Origin of the sequence: Rhizobium sp. 862_C5_N1_2, from assembly GCF_051811205.1 — a bacterium.
Classification (GTDB): domain Bacteria; phylum Pseudomonadota; class Alphaproteobacteria; order Rhizobiales; family Rhizobiaceae; genus Rhizobium; species Rhizobium leguminosarum.
In genome coordinates, this window is record NZ_JBPWPT010000002.1 from 347,591 (window position 1) to 364,498 (window position 16,908).

At 60.5% G+C, this 16,908-nt stretch carries 16 protein-coding genes; 9 read left to right on the forward strand and 7 right to left on the reverse strand.

From position 1 onward, the window contains the following. Position 1: 1 nt before the first annotated feature. From ACD590_RS25940 to oiaX, 7 genes are all read right to left on the reverse strand, one after another. On the reverse strand, positions 2-1,066 hold the full coding sequence (locus ACD590_RS25940) for an ABC transporter permease (protein ID WP_018516933.1): 1,065 nt from the start codon (positions 1,064-1,066) through the stop codon (positions 2-4). Further along, positions 1,063-2,613, reverse strand: a complete 1,551-nt coding sequence (locus ACD590_RS25945) for a sugar ABC transporter ATP-binding protein (RefSeq protein WP_439003672.1) — start codon at positions 2,611-2,613, stop codon at positions 1,063-1,065. Before ACD590_RS25945 ends, ACD590_RS25940 begins: the two co-directional genes overlap by 4 nt. After that, positions 2,610-3,254: a DUF2291 family protein gene (locus ACD590_RS25950; RefSeq protein ID WP_439003673.1), complete on the reverse strand. Its 645-nt coding sequence runs from the start codon at positions 3,252-3,254 to the stop codon at positions 2,610-2,612. The genes ACD590_RS25945 and ACD590_RS25950 overlap by 4 nt, the downstream gene beginning before the upstream one ends. A 73-nt stretch (positions 3,255-3,327) precedes the next feature. Then, positions 3,328-4,269 carry a D-ribose ABC transporter substrate-binding protein gene (locus ACD590_RS25955; protein WP_439003674.1) on the reverse strand — a complete coding sequence of 314 codons (942 nt, stop codon included), beginning with the start codon at positions 4,267-4,269 and terminating at the stop codon, positions 3,328-3,330. A gap of 100 nt (positions 4,270-4,369) precedes the next feature. Continuing rightward, positions 4,370-5,197 carry a phosphogluconate dehydrogenase C-terminal domain-containing protein gene (locus ACD590_RS25960; protein WP_018516936.1) on the reverse strand — a complete coding sequence of 276 codons (828 nt, stop codon included), beginning with the start codon at positions 5,195-5,197 and terminating at the stop codon, positions 4,370-4,372. Positions 5,198-5,327: 130 nt separating this feature from the next. Next, positions 5,328-6,665, reverse strand: coding sequence for a four-carbon acid sugar kinase family protein (locus tag ACD590_RS25965; protein ID WP_439003675.1), 1,338 nt, complete (start codon positions 6,663-6,665; stop codon positions 5,328-5,330). 5 nt (positions 6,666-6,670) lie between these two features. Next, positions 6,671-7,927, reverse strand: coding sequence for a 3-oxo-isoapionate-4-phosphate decarboxylase OiaX (oiaX, locus tag ACD590_RS25970; protein ID WP_283186873.1), 1,257 nt, complete (start codon positions 7,925-7,927; stop codon positions 6,671-6,673). 176 nt (positions 7,928-8,103) lie between these two features. On the opposite strand from oiaX, the gene ACD590_RS25975 reads away from it, so the two are divergent. The 9 genes from ACD590_RS25975 (at position 8,104) to ACD590_RS26015 (ending at position 16,906) form a co-directional block, all read left to right on the forward strand. Then, positions 8,104-8,808, forward strand: coding sequence for a transcriptional regulator NanR (locus tag ACD590_RS25975; protein WP_018245449.1), 705 nt, complete (start codon positions 8,104-8,106; stop codon positions 8,806-8,808). Between the two features lie 163 nt (positions 8,809-8,971). Continuing rightward, positions 8,972-9,292 (forward strand): hypothetical protein, encoded by a 321-nt coding sequence (locus tag ACD590_RS25980; RefSeq protein WP_018245448.1) that lies wholly within the window; start codon positions 8,972-8,974, stop codon positions 9,290-9,292. A 189-nt stretch (positions 9,293-9,481) separates the two neighbouring features. Further along, a complete protein-coding gene (locus tag ACD590_RS25985) occupies positions 9,482-10,240 on the forward strand; it encodes a FadR/GntR family transcriptional regulator (RefSeq protein WP_018245447.1) in 759 nt (252 codons plus the stop codon). Positions 10,241-10,263: 23 nt separating this feature from the next. Beyond that, positions 10,264-11,238 (forward strand): sialic acid TRAP transporter substrate-binding protein SiaP, encoded by a 975-nt coding sequence (locus ACD590_RS25990; RefSeq protein ID WP_018245446.1) that lies wholly within the window; start codon positions 10,264-10,266, stop codon positions 11,236-11,238. Positions 11,239-11,355: 117 nt separating this feature from the next. After that, positions 11,356-11,928 (forward strand): TRAP transporter small permease, encoded by a 573-nt coding sequence (locus tag ACD590_RS25995; protein WP_018245445.1) that lies wholly within the window; start codon positions 11,356-11,358, stop codon positions 11,926-11,928. A gap of 4 nt (positions 11,929-11,932) precedes the next feature. Beyond that, positions 11,933-13,339, forward strand: coding sequence for a TRAP transporter large permease (locus ACD590_RS26000; protein WP_439020989.1), 1,407 nt, complete (start codon positions 11,933-11,935; stop codon positions 13,337-13,339). A gap of 11 nt (positions 13,340-13,350) precedes the next feature. Next, complete coding sequence (locus ACD590_RS26005) at positions 13,351-14,385, forward strand: L-idonate 5-dehydrogenase (protein ID WP_439003676.1); 1,035 nt, start codon at positions 13,351-13,353, stop codon at positions 14,383-14,385. A 433-nt stretch (positions 14,386-14,818) separates the two neighbouring features. Then, positions 14,819-16,012 carry an ABC transporter substrate-binding protein gene (locus ACD590_RS26010; protein ID WP_439003677.1) on the forward strand — a complete coding sequence of 398 codons (1,194 nt, stop codon included), beginning with the start codon at positions 14,819-14,821 and terminating at the stop codon, positions 16,010-16,012. A gap of 21 nt (positions 16,013-16,033) precedes the next feature. Then, positions 16,034-16,906, forward strand: a complete 873-nt coding sequence (locus ACD590_RS26015) for a branched-chain amino acid ABC transporter permease (RefSeq protein ID WP_018245441.1) — start codon at positions 16,034-16,036, stop codon at positions 16,904-16,906. The last annotated feature ends 2 nt before the right edge of the window (positions 16,907-16,908 follow it).

The window sequence follows — 16,908 nt, forward strand, 5'->3', positions numbered from 1 at the left end:
CTCAACCTGCCTTTGCCATCTGCATGAGGGTAACGCGCTGCTGCAGGCGGCGTTGCGCCTGGTCGACGACGACGGCAATGATGATGACGAGGCCCTTGATGACCATCTGCCAGAAGGAGGAAACGCCCATCATCACCAATCCGTCGGAGAGGATGCCGATGACGAAGGCTCCAATGATCGTGCCGCCGATCGTGCCGCGGCCGCCCGACATCGAGGTGCCGCCGAGCACGGCTGCGGCGATCGCATTGAGTTCGAAGCTTTCGCCGGTTGCCGGATGGGCTGCCATCAGTTCGGAGGAGATGACGACGCCGACGATGGCCGCGCAAAGTCCGGAGAACATGTAGACGAAGATCTTGACGACATCGACCCGGATACCCGACATGCGCGCAGCCCGCTCATTGCCGCCGACGGCGAAGATGTGACGACCGATCGGTGTCGAGCGGGCGACATAGGCGGCCAGCAGCGCAAGCACGATCAGAATCCAGATCGACACCGGCAGGCCGAGAATGCGTCCCGCGCCGAAGAAATCGAAGCCGGTCGTTGCATATTCAGGGCGGCCGACAAGATTCGGAAAGGTCTGGCCGTCCGATGACAGCAGGGCGAGACCGCGGGCGATATAGAGCGTACCAAGCGTGGCGATGAAGGGCGCGACGTTGAGCTTGGTGATCAGCAGACCGTTGATCAGACCGATGAGCAGGCCGATCGACAGGGTGATCAGCACGATCTCGAAAAGGTTGAAAAAGATGGTGTAGCCAATCGGCAATTCGATGCCGTAAAGGATCAGACCGCCCGCGACCATGCCGCAAAGACCGACGATCGATCCGACCGAGAGATCGATGCCGCCGGTGATGATGACGAAGGTCATGCCCATCGCCAGGAACGCGTTCAGCGCCACATGCTTCGACATCAGGATCATGTTCGCCGTCGAGGTGAAGTTCGGTGCGAAGATCGCAAAGAAGATGATGACGGCAAATAGCGCGATGAAGGTCCTGAGCTTCATCAGCGTCAGAAGCACGGAGCCGTTGGCGCCTTTCGGCGTGAGAATAGTTGATGTAGCCGCCATCATGACGCGAGTTTCCCTTGATGTCCGTGTCCCTTGGCAGAAGCCGCAATGATGGCTTCTTCGGTGGCCTCGTTCCGGTCGAAGACGGCGACCAGCTGGCCGTTGCTCAAAACCGCGATGCGATCGGAAAGCGCCATGACCTCTTCGAGGTCGGAAGTCGAAAACAGAATGGCAAGCCCGTTTGCCGCCAGCCGCCGCATGGTGCGGAAGACATCGGCCTTGGCGCCGACATCGATGCCGCGGCTCGGTTCATCCATCAGAAGCACCTTCGGATTGGTCATCAACGCCTTACCGATGACGACCTTCTGCTGATTGCCCCCTGACATCGAGGTCACCTCGAAATCCGGGTTCGGTGCCTTGATCGAGAGATCGCGGATCGCATCACGAATGGCATTCTTCTCCGCACGCCTGTCGATATGGAAGAGCCGGGTGAAGCGGCCAAGGCTCGCCAGCGTCAGGTTGGAGGCAATCGAGAGCACCTGGACCAGACCTTCCCGCTGCCGGTCTTCCGGAATGAGCGCAAGGCCGCGGCGGATACGTCGCGTGGTGTCGCGGGCGCGAACCTGCTTGCCGTCGATGAAGATCTTGCCGGTCGAGTGCGTGTGACGCCCGATCACGCATTCGAAGAATTCGCTGCGTCCCGCACCCATCAGGCCATAGATGCCGAGGATTTCGCCTGCCTTGACCGACAGGGAGACATCGTTGACCGAGAGCCCGCCCGTCGGCCGCGGCAGGCTGATGTTTTCGGCACGAAAGACCTCAACTCCGATGGCGTGATTCACGGATTTTGCAAAATCCTTGGCATCCGAGCCGATCATCGAACGCACGATCCAGCGTGTGTCGATGTCGCGGACCATGGCCTCGCCGGTGATCTGGCCGTCTCGCAGCACCGTGATGTAGTCGCCGATCCGCATCAGCTCTTCGAGCCGGTGCGAGATATAGACGATCGCCACACCCTGGGCCTTCAGTTCCGCGATCACCTTGAACAGGATCTCGACCTCGGCCGCCGAAAGAGCCGAGGTCGGCTCGTCCATGATCAGGATCCGGGCATTCAACGACATCGCCTTGGCGATCTCGACGAGCTGCTGCTGGCCGATCGGCAAATCCTCGACCATCGTATCGGCCTCGATGCCGGCATCGAGACGCTTCAAAAACGCATTGGCCTTTTGGACCTGCGCCTTGTGATCGATGCCGAGGATACCGCGGGTGATTTCGCGCCTGGCGAAGATGTTCTCGGCAACCGACATGTTTGCGAATAGATTGAGCTCCTGGAAGATCATCCCGATGCCGTGCGCCTGCGCATCGGCAGGGCTGTCGAAGGATACGGGCACGCCATCCAGGATGATGCGGCCGAGCGTCGGACGCTCGACACCGGCGATGATCTTCATCAGCGTCGATTTGCCTGCGCCGTTTTCGCCGACAAGGACGTTCACTGCGCCGCGACGCAGCTCAAGATTGGCGCGCTTGACGGCGACGATACCCGAATAGACCTTCGACACGTCGTCGAGGCGCAGGATGACATCGTCCTTTTGTGTCTCTCCTGTGGTCATGAGCCCACCTTCAGTTCCGAAGGTGTGACGAGCGGAAGCTCGCCGCTTTTCGGCAGCGGAAAGGCGCCGATCGCGGTCACCGTCTTGCCGACCAGACCTTCTCGCGGGACGGCCGACAGAAAGGCCGTATTGGCCTTTTCGTTGAAGGCCTTGCCGAACTGCGCCCACTCGATCTGGTTCTTGAATTCGTTGAAATTGACGAAGTCCAGCGTATCGCGCAGCGCCGTGCCGCGGAGCGCCGGCCCGATCTGGATCTTGGCATCGGCCTTGCCGTCGCCATCGGCGTCGACATCGAGCGTTGCCGCGCGCGAAGCCGTATCGGCTGCAATCACCTTGCCGGTGATCTTCACCGCATAGGTCCATGGCGAGCTGCTCTGCTTGCGGGGATTGCCGTATTTCTCGCCCGCGGCATCGGGGCTGGAGGCGGAAAGCTGCATGACGTCTTTGAGGTCGCCGGCGCGCTTTTCGAAATAGGGGACTGCCTCGGACTGCCAGATCGCCTCGACCTTTGCATTCGGGTCGAAGGCGGTCTTGGCCGCTGCCGCCGCCTTTTCCTCAGCCGTCGGGGTCTTGATGATCTTGCAACCGGGCAAGGCTGCTGCCACGACGGCAGCGAGCAGGGCGCCCTTCATTCTCAACATGCTTTAAACCTCGACGTCTTGCGAAAAGCATTGCAGAGGGCGCAGCGCTGCGCCCTTCGCAATTCGCGGCTGATCAGTTCGTCAGGGCGAAGGTTTCGAGCTTGCCGGAGTTGTCGGCGTTGATAAGAACGCAATCCATCAACTGCTTCTCTTCCTTTGGCGTCGTCTTGTTCTTGATGTAGGCGTCGGCCTGTTCTACCGCGAGCTGAGCCTGCGCATAGGCCGGCTGCAGCACTGTCGCCTTGATGCCGCCCGACTTGATGGAGTCGCGCACGTCGTTGGAGCCATCGAAGCCGACGACGATCACGTCCTTGCGGCCGGCCGCCTGCAGCGCTGCGATTGCGCCCATTGCCATGGTGTCGTTCCCTGAAATGACGCCCTTGATGTCGGGATTTGCCTGGAGGATGGTTTCCATCTTCGAATAGGCTTCCGTCTGGCTCCAGTTGGCCGACTGCTTGGCGACGGACTTCAGGTCCGGGTAGTCGTCGATGACCTCGTGATAGCCTTGCGAGCGGATGCCGGCATTGGTGTCGGACTCCTTGCCCACCAGCTCGACGTAATTGCCCTTCTCGCCCATCAGCTTGACGAATTCCTGCGCCCCGAGCTGGGCGCCCTGGTAGTTGTTCGAGACGATCTGGGCAACGGCAACGCCGGTCGCGTTGATTTCGCGGTCGATCAGGAAGGAGGGGATGCCCGCATCCTTTGCCTTCTTGACGGCCGCAACGGAGGCGTCGGCTCCGGCATTGTCGAGAATGATCGCCTTGGCGCCTCGCCCGATCGCCGTGTCGATCATTTCCGACTGCTTGTTGGCGTCGTCGTCATGCGTCATGAGCAGCGTCTCGTAACCCAGTTCCTTCGCCTTGGCTTCAGCGCCGACGGCTTCGGCCTTGAAGAAGGGATTGTCATGCGCCGGCGTGATGATGGCGATGAGATCGGCCGAAAAGGCCGGAAGAGCCGTACCAAGCGCGAGGGCGCCGGCAAAAGCTGCAAGTGTCAGTCTGCGCGTCAGTTTCATATTTTCCTCCCTGTTGTGAATGAAGCCCCGACTCCCCGGAGCGGCTAACCCCGTCTCCTCGGGGCAGTTGAAGGGGGAGGGCTCGCCTCCCCATGCCGGTTCAGGTGATGCGCCGGATGCTTTCGGCGATCTCCTGCGGTTCGAATACCTTTTTCCAGTCGTCGCGCATCAGCGCCGGGATGCCGAACTCGATCGCCTTGTTGCAGGCATCCGAGAACACGCCGTCGACTTCCTTGAAGATGACCGCGCCGAGCACGTTCATATGGCCGAGCAGGAAGTCGCGGGCGGCCTGTTCAGGCACGCCGCGTGCCACGCATTCGTCCATGGCCTGCCGCATGACGACGAGCAGCGATGCGCAGACGGTTTCCGACAAACCCGGTTCGAGCATGGCAAGCTGGTCGACCGTGACCCGGTGCGAGCGCATGACCGGAGCCCAGATGAGTTTGGCGATTTCCTCGCCAAGCGCATAGGCGCTCTCGGGACCCTGCATGAGCGCCGAGACGATGTGCTGCTTGGCGAACAGGCCGCCGAAATGGTCCTTCTTGGCCTGCATCTCCGTCTCGTCGTTGAAGATCGGCGGATGGCAGGGATGAGTGACGAAGTAGGTAAGATCGTCGCGCTTCGGCAGGTGGCCGGCAAAGGGAGCCGCTGCGTCCAGCGCGATCACCATCGTGCCTGATGTGAGCTTATCGGCGATGCCTGCCGCCACTTTGCCGATCGCCGTATCCGGCACGGCAAGGATCACCACATCGGCGCCATCGAGTGCGGCATCGACGGGTAAGCAATCAAGGCCGAGATCATTCTTCAAACGGGCCTTGCCTGCGTCGCTCACCTCGACATGGCGCACCTCGAAACGCGAGCCTTTGAGGTTTTTGGCAAGCCGGTATCCCATTTTTCCGCCTGCGCCGAAGAGGGCAATCTTAGTCATGTTTTCCTCACCTGTTCCGTTTTTGATAGGATCACATACTGGTATGATGAGTCAATCACCATATCACTACTTAATTGTTGGAATCACTTTTTCCGCGATCGCACATTTCTGCCGATGCCGGAGGAAACCATCAGTGCTTCCTCCCCTCACGGATCTGGACGAAATAGCCGTCCGTCCCGACCTGGCCGCCTTTGAGCGCAATCTGCAGGCCGTTGGTCGGCTGATAGTCGCCATGCGCCAGGCAAAGCGGAGAACCCGGCGTCTGGGGAAGCGGAAGAAGCGTCGTCAGCGCGTCGATCTTCAACTGCCTGAGTGCGTGACTGGACGTGTCGCCGCCGGCGACGACCGCACGCGAAAGCCCTTCGTTCTCGATCAGCCGACGCAAGATCGTGCCGAGCGCGCTCCCGAGCCGGTGACGCGCACCTGGAAGCTTGTCGATGTCGGTGCCGCGGTCTGCGGATGGTCCAAGCGCCGTGTAAAGAATGACGCTCTTGCCTTGCCGGAGCCTCTCGGTTCCCGCCTCTACCGCAGCACTCACCGCGCCCTCGCCTTGCTCCGAGACCAGTGCAAGCGGATCGAGCGCGATACTCTCGAAGCCGTTCTCGACAGCCGTCCGGATCTGGCGCTCGGTCGTCGGCGATACGCTGCCCGACACGACGGCGAGGCGGTCGGCCGGGCCGATATCGGGAAACTCGGCTTTGCTTTCGCCGATGAAGCCGCTCCGCCGCCATGCGCTGAGCAGGGCATATTCGACCCCCGAGGAGCCGGCGACGAAGCTTCCCGAACGGCTGGCGACACGAAGCAACTGCCGACCCGCGGCCTCCTGCGTCGCTTCGGAGTCGACATCGATGAGCAGGATCCCCTCGGAACCCGACGCCAGACCGTCGATACGCGCATCGGCGTCAGCCGCGGTGATCGTGATAAGATCGGCGACCAGGACGGGAAGGAGGGTTTGCTTCGACAAGTGAACGGCAAGGTCCGCCTCGTCCATCGGGGTCACCGGATGACGGCTCATGACAGGATGGCGATCGATGCGAAAGACCCGGCCCTGGTAAGCGGCAAAGAGGTTGCCGAATGCCGTGTAGCGCTTCAGTTGCGGCGCGCCGACGATAACCGGCACGACGGATTGCCCGAAGACCGAGCGGCCTATTTCGATCGCCTTGCCGATATTGCCGATCTCGGGGCTGGAATCGAAGGTCGAGCAGACCTTGTAGTGGCAGATGGCGGCGCCAAGCGAATTCAGCCATTCGAATGCGCGCGTAAGGTGCTCTCCCATCCATCCGGGCGTCTCGCTGCGGCTTGTCCCGGCAATGCCGATTGCCCGGCAATCGCTAAAGCGCGCGAGCAGTTCCGGCGTGGGAACATCGAGGAAGAGCACGGTCGACACACCGTTCGATGCCAGGGCCTCCATGACATCGGTGGAACCGGTAAAGTCATCGCCGTAATAGCTGACGAGAAGTTCATTCATTGCAGTCACGCGCCCTTGCCGTCGCTGAATTTTGCAATCGAGGCGGCGAGCTCTGGGTGATCTTTTGCGTAGACCTCCAGGGGTATGTCTGCGACTGCTGCCTGCCATGCCTGCTGCACAGCGCGAACGCCGGCCGCCGGGCCATGGGGGTGGCTGACGATGCCGCCGCCGCAGAGATAGAGAAGATCGACGGTCCGGCCGGTCCGCTGATAGGTCTCCGGCGCCTGCCCTCCCCACTGGCCCGAACCGGCAACCGGAAGCGGGCAATCGGTGGCATTAAACAGTGGCGTGCTGACGGCCTTGAAGGATGAGACGAAGCTGTCGTCGGGCTCCCAATATTTGACCCTGATGCCGTTGATCTGGAATTGGTCGACGCCCAACAGCCGCCAGAACTGCTGGTAGACCTTGAAATCCATGCCGGCGCCTGGGTCGCGCGTCAGCACGTCCCAACCGTTTCGATGCGCGTGCAGCACCAAATTGGAGCGCTTGCGCAGATAGCTCATGCCGCCGAAGCCGATCGAGTTGATGTTGACGACGGCGCAGTTGCCGCCGGCCTTGGCGACGATATCGTGGTTGCGCATCATCTCGTCGGGGTCGGCATGCGAGATGCCGAAGGCATACATGACCTTCTTGCCGGTCTTCTGCTCGTGATCGAGAATGCGCGGCATGATCGCCGCAACGCGGTCTCTGAGCGGCGAATAGGCCGGGCTCATCAGTTTTTCGTCATCCTTGATGAAGTCCACGCCGGATGAGATCAACTCGCCGACGAGTTCCGCCGTCTCGTGCGGCCTGAGGCCAAGCGCCGGCTTGACGATCGTTCCGATGATGGGGCGATCTTCGACGCCGGTGAGGCGGCGGCTTCCAGGGATGCCGAACTGCGGTCCGGGATGCGCGCTTTTGAAGGCGTCGGGCAGCTTCATGTCGACGATGCGGATGCCGGTCATGCCCTTGATGGAATAAACGCCGCCGATCGCAATGGTCATCAGTGCCGAAAGATCGGTCCCGATCGCCTCCAACGGAAAGGCAATGTCGACATCGGCCCGATTGAGCCGTGTGCCGGGGGCGACCTCCGGCCAGGTCGGATGACGCGCATCTTCGAGCGGGCGGATCGCCAGCACGCGGGCGGCAACACGCGATTTCAGCTCTTCGGTTTCACCGGGTACGGGCACGAAGGTGCCGGTCGACTGGTCGCTCGCGATCTTTTCCGCCATCGCCTCGACGCTGCCGGGCGTTTCGATACGATAGGTCAGGGTAGTCATCATGAAATGGACGGTTGCTCCTCTCGCCGCCAGATAGCCTTGGCGTTAACTCATGATCTGGTATAATGAGTATCCCAACTTATGGAAAGTAGAATCTTCGGATCCGCAATTTCCGCCGGCAGCTTTGTTCTCGACCCGGAAAACTGTTAGGAGGAAATATTTTGAGCCAGCGAGATGTGATGACACAGCCCCTCGAACAAATCGTCCGCCGGAAACTCTCTGACGAAGTGTTTGATCGACTTGAGCGAATGATCACGTCGGGCGAGCTTCAGCCTGGCGACGAAATGCCCTCCGAGCGCGTGCTGATGGAACGCTTCGGCGTCGGCCGGCCGGCGATCAGGGAGGCCATGCAGTCCCTTGCCAACAAGGGTCTCGTCAACATTTCGCACGGTGAGCGGGCGAAGGTCCTCAGGCTGACGGCAAAATCGATATTCCGGCAGGTCGATCTCACCGCCAAGATCATGCTGTCGCAATCCTCGGATTCGTTGGAATACCTCAAGAGCGCCCGCATCTTCTTCGAGCGGGGCATGGCGCGCGAGGCCGCGCAGCGGGCCTCCGCAAATGATATCGCCGACCTCAGGAACATCATCGAACGCCAGCGAATGTCGCTTGGACGGGCTGAAGAGTTCATCGACGCGGACATGGAATTCCACACCCGCATCGCGCAGATATCAGGCAACCCGATCTACGTCGCCGTCAGCGAAGCGATGCTTGCCTGGTTGAAGGAATATCATACCGAGATGCTGATCTGGACCGGCAAGGAAAAGTTCACGCTCGCCGAACACGACGAAATCGTCGACCGCCTTGAAGCAAACGACGTGGATGGCTCGGAAACGGCACTTCTCAAGCATCTCGAGCGATCGCGAGCGCTTTACGCTAAGTAGTGTCGCGGCTCCATCGTTGGTCTCCTGATCCCATCTCAGCGTTGATCCTCGGTCGCGCCCGCGGCTCCTGAAGCTATGGCATATTTGTAAGCAGCAACTGCGGAACAATGACGCGCCGGCGAGGTTCTGAATAATCACGCAAAGATCCTAAGGAGGACATCAGATGCGTATGAAACTCGTAGCAGCTTCGCTTCTTTCTATCGGCATGGCGACGTCTGCCTTCGCCCAATCCAATCCGGCACCGGCCGGCGCCACGATCGATAAAAACCAGGCCGATCAGGGTGGCGGTGCAAGCGGCAATATGAAGGCCAAAAAGCCGATGGCGACCGATACCACCACGACGGGCTCCACGACCACCGGCACAAAGAAAACCGACAGGACCAAGTGCCCCAATCCGGTCAACAACTCCAACAATCTTCAGACGCAGGGTGGCACGAGCAATGCCACGCCGATGGATGAGGCTTGCGCGGCACATAATAACTGATCGGCCCCTTCGCAATGAACCCCGCCACGGCGGGGTTTTTTCTTGCCCGGCTCAGCCAGAAATGTGAACTCTCCTTTTAAGTTTATGCGGCGGATTGACGCACAACTTCTGTGGTGATACCTGTACCTCAATTGGTCAGGCCAGTTGACCAGTGTGCGCGCTTGAGGAGAGCTCGCCGGGGAGGCCACGATGTTTTCGCCTGTTGAATCACGCCGTCTTTATAGACAGGTCGCGGATCAGATTCGCTTGATGATCGCTAGCGGTGAGCTTGCCGTCGGCCAGCGGCTGCCGGCTGAGCGCGATCTTGCGGAACAACTCTCGGTCTCACGCCCGACCGTCCGCGAGGCGCTGATCGTCCTGGAGGTCGAAGGCCTCGTCAACATCCGCATGGGATCGGGCATCTATGTGGTGCGCCAGCATGCAGCGACCGTCGCCGGGGCCGAGCGCGAGCCGGTGGAGGGGCCTTTCGAACTGCTGCAGGCGCGAGCCCTCATCGAATGCGCCATCGCCGAAGAAGCTGCAGGCCGCGCCAAGCCGGACGATATTGCTCTGCTCGATGAAACGCTGACGCGCATGGGTGGTGTGGTCAACGATGCAATCGCAGTGCTCGATGCCGATCGCGCCTTCCACACCGGCATTGCCGCCATCGTCGGCAATGCGACATTGATCCGCGTGACGGGCGAGATGTTCGACATGCGCATGACCCCATATTTCGCGAAGCTCGCCAGCCACTTCGAGGGGCCCACGACATGGCGCAGCGCCTTGGACGAGCATCGGGCCATTCGCGACGCGATCGCTGCCGGCGATGCCGCCGGCGCCAAGGCGGCCATGCGCGCCCATCTCACAATGTCGCAGAAGAGGTTTTCCGAGAGCTTCGGGGAGGAGTTTTCGGGGGAAGAGGAGCGCGGACGCAACAAGCGGCCGTCGAAAGGAACGACCAAGACTTAACCCAAGCTCGGGAGGAGAGAGCAATGAAAAGCAGACTGGCAACGATACTTTGCACCGCAGCCGCGATCATGGCGAGTAGCGCGATCGCGCAGGCCCAGACAGTGCTGAAATGGGCGCATGTCTATGAAACGTCCGAGCCCTTCCACACGGATTCCGTCTGGGCCGCAGAAGAGATTAACAAGCGCACCGACGGGCGCTACAAGATCGAGGTCTATCCTGCATCGCAGCTCGGCAAGGAAGCCGACATCAACCAGGGCCTCAAGCTCGGGACCGTCGACATCATCATCTCGGGATCGAGCTTTGCGGCACGCGACTACAAGCCGATCGGCGTGACTTACTTCCCCTATATTTTCCGCGGTCCCGATCACCTGATCGCCTACACCAAGAGCGATGTCTTCAAGCGTCTTGCCAAAGGCTATGAAGACAAGACGGGCAACCACATCGCTGCGGTCAGCTATTACGGCACGCGCCATACGACATCAAACAAGCCGATTGCCAAATGCGCGGATATGCAAGGCTTGAAGATCCGCGTGCCTGACGTTCCGGCCTATCTCGCCATGCCGCGCGCCTGCGGTGCCAACACGACGCCGATCGCCTTTGCCGAAGTCTATCTCGCTTTGCAGAACGGCACGGTCGAGGCACAGGAAAACCCGCTGACGACAATCGAGGCGAAGAAGTTCTACGAAGTCCAGAAGAACATCATCCTCACCGGCCACATCGTCGATCACCTCAACACCGTGATCTCGAAGACGCGGTGGGCGAGCCTTTCCGACGAGGACAAGAAGATCTTCGGCGAGGTCATGCAGGAGGCCGCCGAGCGCACCAGCAAGACGATCGCCGGCAAGGAAAACGGTCTTATTGCGACCTTCAAGGAAAAAGGCCTGAACGTCGCCGAGGTCGACAAGGCCGATTTCGAAAAGGCCGTGATGGAAAAGGTCAAGTTCGAGGATTTCGGCTACGAGAAGGCCGATTGGGAAGCAATCCGCGCGATCCAGTAAAACTCGCGGCGCGGCGCCTTAGAGCGCCGCGCGTCTTTCAGACGCGCAAGGACGCTGTAACACTTTGGTTGCTGCAGGCGCCGCGCTCCTTCATTCCGAACTGGAACAGGGCCGATCATGTCGCAAGAAATTCATACGCAAATCACGGCCGAAGAAATCGGTCACGAGTTCGAAGGGCACGCTCCGACCGCAAACGTCTCGGACTACGCCATTGAAGACTGGATCACGCTGATCGTCTTCTGGCTGATGGCGGGTTGCGTGTTCCTGCAGTTCTTCACGCGTTATGTGCTGAACGACAGCTACGCATGGACCGAGGAAATCGCGATCAATTGTCTGATCGGCGTCGTCTTTCTCGGTTCCGTCATGTGCGTGCGCACGTCGCGGCATATCCAGGTGGATGTGTTCTATCACTATATGCCTGCAGGCCTGGCGCGCGTGCTCGCCACTTTTGTCGATATCGTCCGCATCGGCTTCTTCGCCTATGGCTGCCATCTGATGTGGCGCTACGTCGACATCGTGGCGGACGAGCAGATGGTCACCATCGATCTGCCGCGCAACATCGTCTTCTACGCCGTTCTCGTCGCCTTCGCGCTGATGCTGATCCGCGCAGTCGTCGTCTTCATCGCCAATATGCGCCGCGGCTACTCCGTTCTGGAGCGCCCCGAAGAATTCCAGACCGTAGAGGGTTGATCCGATGCTACTTCTTCTTGGCTCGTTTCTGGTGCTGATGCTGGTCGGGGTGCCCGTTGCCATCTCGATGGCCGTCGCATCCGTGCTTTATATCGTCCTTTATGGCGTCGCGCCCGACATCATCGTCGCCCAGCGCATGATTGCCGGTGTCGAAAGCTTCCCGTTGCTCGCCGTGCCCTTCTTCATCCTCGCGGGCAACCTGATGAACTCGGCCGGCGTCACCGGCCGCATCTATTCCTTTGCCGTTGCTCTCGTCGGCTGGATGAAGGGCGGTCTCGCGCAAGTCAACATCATCGGTTCTGTCATCTTCTCCGGCATGTCCGGCACGGCGCTTGCCGATGCGGCCGGTATCGGCACGATCGAGATCAAGGCGATGAAGGATCACGGCTATCCGGTCGAGGCAGCGGTCGGCGTGACGGCGGCTTCGGCAACGCTCGGTCCGATCTTCCCGCCGCCGCTGCCTTTCGTGATCTACGGCATGATGGCGAACGTCTCGATCGGCGCTCTTTTCATGGCGGGCATCCTGCCCGGCGTCGTCATGACGCTGCTGATGATGATCACTGTCGCCGCCTTCGCCTATTGGAAGCGTTGGGGCTCGGACGCGCCGTTCGATGTGAGACAGCTGCTGTCGGCGGGGATGGAAATCGTCGTCGTCCTGGCAGTGCCGCTGGCCATCTATCTGCTGATGCAGGCGGGCGTATCGATGAATGTTGCGGCGGGCATTGCCCTTGCCCTGCTTCTTGCCCTCGATTGGTATTTCCGCTTCTCCGCCGTCATGGCGCTGATGACGCCCGTCATCCTGATCGGCGGCATGACGATGGGCTGGTTCACGCCGACGGAGGCCGCCGTCGCAGCCGTCCTCTGGTCCCTGTTCCTCGGTCTGGTGCGTTACCGTACGATGACACCCTCGACGCTCGCCAAGGCAAGTTTTGATACGATCGAGACGACGGCATCCGTTCTCTTCATCGTCACCGCGGCATCGGTCTTTGCATGGCTGCTGACGGTGAGCCAGGCGGCGCAGCTGCTGTCCGATGCGATCCTGTCGATCACCAACAATAAATGGGTTTTCCTGATCCTCGTGAACTTGCTGATGCTCTTCGTCGGATGCTTCCTGGACACGATCGCGGCCATTACCATCCTCGTGCCGATCCTTCTGCCGATCGTCCTGAAATTCGGGATCGATCCCGTCCAGTTCGGTCTCATCATGACGCTGAACCTGATGATCGGCCTGCTGCACCCGCCGCTCGGCATGGTGCTTTTCGTGTTGTCGAGGGTCGCGAAACTATCCGTCGAACGCACGACCATGGCGATCCTGCCCTGGCTGGTGCCGCTCTTCCTGGCACTGATCCTGATCACCTTCGTCCCGGCCATATCGCTCTGGCTGCCGCAGCAGCTTGGACTGTTGAGATAAGGATGGACACGATGCGGACACGTCTGGCACGGCTTTACCAAAAGGGCGATCTCAGGATCGAGACCGATACGGTTGCGGCCCCTGGTCTCGGCGAGGTGCTTCTCAAAATGGCGGCCGCAGGGATTTGCGGCTCCGACCTGCATTATTATCAGGATGGCGGCTTCGGGCCGGTCCGGGTTCGCGAGCCGATTATACCCGGCCACGAGGCCTCGGGGACCGTGAGCCAAGCGGGCGAAGGCGTCGATCTGAAGGCTGGGACGCTAATGGCGGTCAATCCCAGCCAACCCTGCGGGCATTGCGAATACTGTGAGAAAAACATGCCGATCCACTGCCTGGAAATGCGCTTCATGGGCAGCGCGATGCGCCTGCCGCATGAGCAGGGCATGTTCCGGGAATGGTTGGTGGTGCCGGCCAAGCAGTGCTTTGATGTTGGAGCAGCGACAACGGCAGCGGAAGCGGCTTGCAGCGAGCCGCTATCCGTTTGCCTGCACGCGGCATCGCGCGCAGGGGATATCACAGGCAAACGCGTGCTGGTCACCGGCGCCGGCCCGATCGGCGCCCTGATGGTTGCCGTCGCCTCCTATCATGGCGCAAGCGAGATCGTGGTGACCGATCTCGCGGATGCGGCGCTCACCAGGGCCGAAGCGATGGGCGCCAGCCGCACCATCAATGTTTCCAAAAATGCCCAGGCGCTTGCGGAATACGAGGCGGGAAAGGGCTATTTCGACCTCGTCTTCGAATGCTCGGCCGCCGCTCCGGCCATCCGCGGCGCGATTGCCGCGATCAGACCACGCGGAACGATCGTGCAGGTCGGCGTCACAGGAGACGTCCCGATCCCTCTCAACGCCATCGTTGGCAAGGAGCTTCAACTCCACGGAACGCAGCGCTTCCACGAGGAATTCGCGACCGCCGTCGAGCTGATCTCCAGCCGCAAGATCGATGTGCGTCCAATCATCAGCCACAGCCTGCCGCTCGAAGAAGCCGACGCCGCCTTCATCCTCGCCGGCGACCGCGCGGCCGCCTGCAAGGTGCAACTGACCTTTTAAAACGCGTCGTGGAACTCACACCTCTGCTCGGCGGGCGATGAGCAATCGAATCCGCTCGGCCGACGCGTCTACGCGCACCTGGCTGCCCCGACGGCATTGCCGCCGCAGCCTTTCACGACGATCGGAGCAAAGATCCACCTCGCCTATCGCGAGTGGAGTGCAGGATCCGAGTGACGAGGGACGACATCACCATTATATCACCCGACGGCTCATCCGGCTGGACGGTGAGCCGTTCCCGCAATGCCGAATCGATCGGTTCGCTATAAATAAACGCTATAGCGGCAGAGTGGAGTTGTGTTGGCCAGCAACGCTTTCCTGAACCTACTGTGACGGTGTCAGCGCTGGGCTGACGCAACAAGAACCGCGGAAAGCGGTCAGGACTACGCTGGGCCATATGCCCAAGCGTTTGCACCCGAGAACATGGAGTGGGAACATGAAACTTACCGTAAGCCGCAGAGCACTTTTCATTTCTACTGCAGTCCTTTCGCTGTCGGCTGCCGTTTCCGGCCTGCCAGCGATCGCGCTGGCAGCGGACGGGACGATCAAACTCGGACTTGTTGCGCCGATGAGCGGTCCGAATGCGCGCTACGGCGCATTTTCGATGCATGGAGCCGAACTCGCCGTCAAAGACATCAATGATGCCGGCGGCATCGATGGGATGAAGATCGAACTCCTCAACGCCGACAGCCAGGGCACGCCGGTCGAAGGCGTCTCGGCCGCCCGTCGTCTGATTGACCAGGATGGCGTCGACTTCATCATCGGCGATGTTTCCAGCTCGGTGACGCTCGCCATTCAGCCCGTCGCGGAAGATGCCGAAGTGCTTCTCCTGAATGCGGCGTCGTCCAATCCGAAGATCACCTACCAGGCCGGCGTCGGCGGCTTTAAGTGGACCTATCGCAACTATCCGACAGATGAGAACCGGGCGCTGATCGTCGCCAAATATGCTGCAGAGCAGCGCGGTTTTACCAAGTTTGCGGTGCTCTCGGTCGACAGCGACTATGGCCGCTCGGCGATCACCTTCACGAAGAAATACCTGCCTGACTTCAAGGGAGAGATCCTCAGTGAAGACTACTACAAGGAAGGCGAAGTCGACTTCCGCAGCGTTCTCGCCAAGATCCGCGACAATGGCGCCCAGGCCATCATCATGTACGGCCTCGCCGATACGACGCCCATCATCGCCCGCCAGATGATCGAACTCGGAATAGCTGGCAAGGTCGCGCTGATCGGTAATGGCGAGTTCAACACGGAAAAGACCATCAAGTCAGCCCCTTCGGCGCTCGAAGGTGCCGTCGAGGCCGCCGCATGGCTTCCGCAGTTCGACTCGCCCGAAAGCAAGGCTTTCGTCGAGAAGTTCAGGGCCACCTACAACGAAGCCCCGAATAACCACGCTTACGTTCACTGGGATACCGTCAATCTCCTCGCAGCGGCGATCAAGCAGGCCGGCAGCGCGGATAAGGTGAAGGTTCGCGACGCACTCTCGAAGATCAAATATAAGAGCCCGGTTGGCGAAGTCACTTTCGACGACCACAACCAGGCCCGATTGCCGATGATCTTGCTGCAGATCGAGAACGGCAAGCCGAGCATCAAAGGTGCATATACCGCGGACATTCAATATCCTGCCAACTAATCTGCCGGGAGGAGTACGCCCATGCTCTCGACCATAGTTGAGCAATCTATGAATGGAATCGTCACTGGTTCCGTTTACGCAATCGTCGCCGTCGGCATGACCATGATTTTCGGCGTGCTGAGAGCCATCAACTTTGCTCACGGCGAGTACTACATGCTCGGCACGTTCGGAGCCTGGTTTGCGATCGACTATCTCGGCCTGTCCTACGAAGCCTCGATTGTCGTGGGGGTTCTTGCGACAATCGCCGTTGCCTATGTGGTCGGGCAACTCGTCATGCGCCGGATGGTCGGCGCGCCCGCGGAGTCGGGCGTGCTCGCCACCCTTGGCATCGCGCTGATCCTGCAGAACACCATCATTCTCGTCTTCGGCGGAGGCTACAAGTTCTTCGCCGGAGGCTATATCGAACCGGTTTCCATCCTGGGCTTCAGTCTGGCCCAGCAGCGCATTCTCATTCTCGTCGTCTGCCTGTTGGTGTTCATCGGCCTCGAACTGATGGTCAGCTACACCCGCCTCGGAATGGCGATGCGCGCCGTTTCCCAGAACGTCGAGTGCTGCAGCGTCGTTGGCATCGATGTGCCGCAGGTGGTGCTTCGAACCTTCATGCTGGGGGCGGCACTCGCCGCGCTTTCAGGTGTTCTGACAGCGCCGGTCAACGTCAGCGTGTATGGCGGCATGGGCGAACTGATCACGTTCAAGACGCTGCCGATCATTATCATGGGCGGTTTGGGGAATGTGCGCGGCACTTTCGTCGCGGCGATGATCCTCGGCGTTGCCGAGAGCCTGGTCGCCACCTATGTCGGCCTGCAATTCCGCGACACCGTCGGCTTCGCCACGCTGATCCTGATGCTGATGTGGCGACCGCATGGCCTCTTTTCGACGCAGGCGCGCTTCTAGCA

Bases quoted from the DNA above. Each gene is read 5' to 3' on its own strand.
- ACD590_RS25995 (WP_018245445.1), top strand. From the start codon at position 11,356: ATGTCGCAAGAAATTCATACGCAAATCACGGCCGAAGAAATCGGTCAC.
- ACD590_RS26015 (WP_018245441.1), top strand. From the start codon at position 16,034: ATGCTCTCGACCATAGTTGAGCAATCTATGAATGGAATCGTCACTGGT.
- ACD590_RS26005 (WP_439003676.1), top strand. From the start codon at position 13,351: ATGCGGACACGTCTGGCACGGCTTTACCAAAAGGGCGATCTCAGGATC.
- oiaX (WP_283186873.1), bottom strand. From the start codon at position 7,927: ATGATGACTACCCTGACCTATCGTATCGAAACGCCCGGCAGCGTCGAG.
- ACD590_RS26010 (WP_439003677.1), top strand. From the start codon at position 14,819: ATGAAACTTACCGTAAGCCGCAGAGCACTTTTCATTTCTACTGCAGTC.
- ACD590_RS25960 (WP_018516936.1), bottom strand. From the start codon at position 5,197: ATGACTAAGATTGCCCTCTTCGGCGCAGGCGGAAAAATGGGATACCGG.
- ACD590_RS25975 (WP_018245449.1), top strand. From the start codon at position 8,104: ATGACACAGCCCCTCGAACAAATCGTCCGCCGGAAACTCTCTGACGAA.
- ACD590_RS25965 (WP_439003675.1), bottom strand. From the start codon at position 6,665: ATGAATGAACTTCTCGTCAGCTATTACGGCGATGACTTTACCGGTTCC.
- ACD590_RS25945 (WP_439003672.1), bottom strand. From the start codon at position 2,613: ATGACCACAGGAGAGACACAAAAGGACGATGTCATCCTGCGCCTCGAC.
- ACD590_RS25985 (WP_018245447.1), top strand. From the start codon at position 9,482: ATGTTTTCGCCTGTTGAATCACGCCGTCTTTATAGACAGGTCGCGGAT.
- ACD590_RS25980 (WP_018245448.1), top strand. From the start codon at position 8,972: ATGCGTATGAAACTCGTAGCAGCTTCGCTTCTTTCTATCGGCATGGCG.
- ACD590_RS26000 (WP_439020989.1), top strand. From the start codon at position 11,933: ATGCTACTTCTTCTTGGCTCGTTTCTGGTGCTGATGCTGGTCGGGGTG.
- ACD590_RS25990 (WP_018245446.1), top strand. From the start codon at position 10,264: ATGAAAAGCAGACTGGCAACGATACTTTGCACCGCAGCCGCGATCATG.
- ACD590_RS25940 (WP_018516933.1), bottom strand. From the start codon at position 1,066: ATGATGGCGGCTACATCAACTATTCTCACGCCGAAAGGCGCCAACGGC.
- ACD590_RS25950 (WP_439003673.1), bottom strand. From the start codon at position 3,254: ATGTTGAGAATGAAGGGCGCCCTGCTCGCTGCCGTCGTGGCAGCAGCC.
- ACD590_RS25955 (WP_439003674.1), bottom strand. From the start codon at position 4,269: ATGAAACTGACGCGCAGACTGACACTTGCAGCTTTTGCCGGCGCCCTC.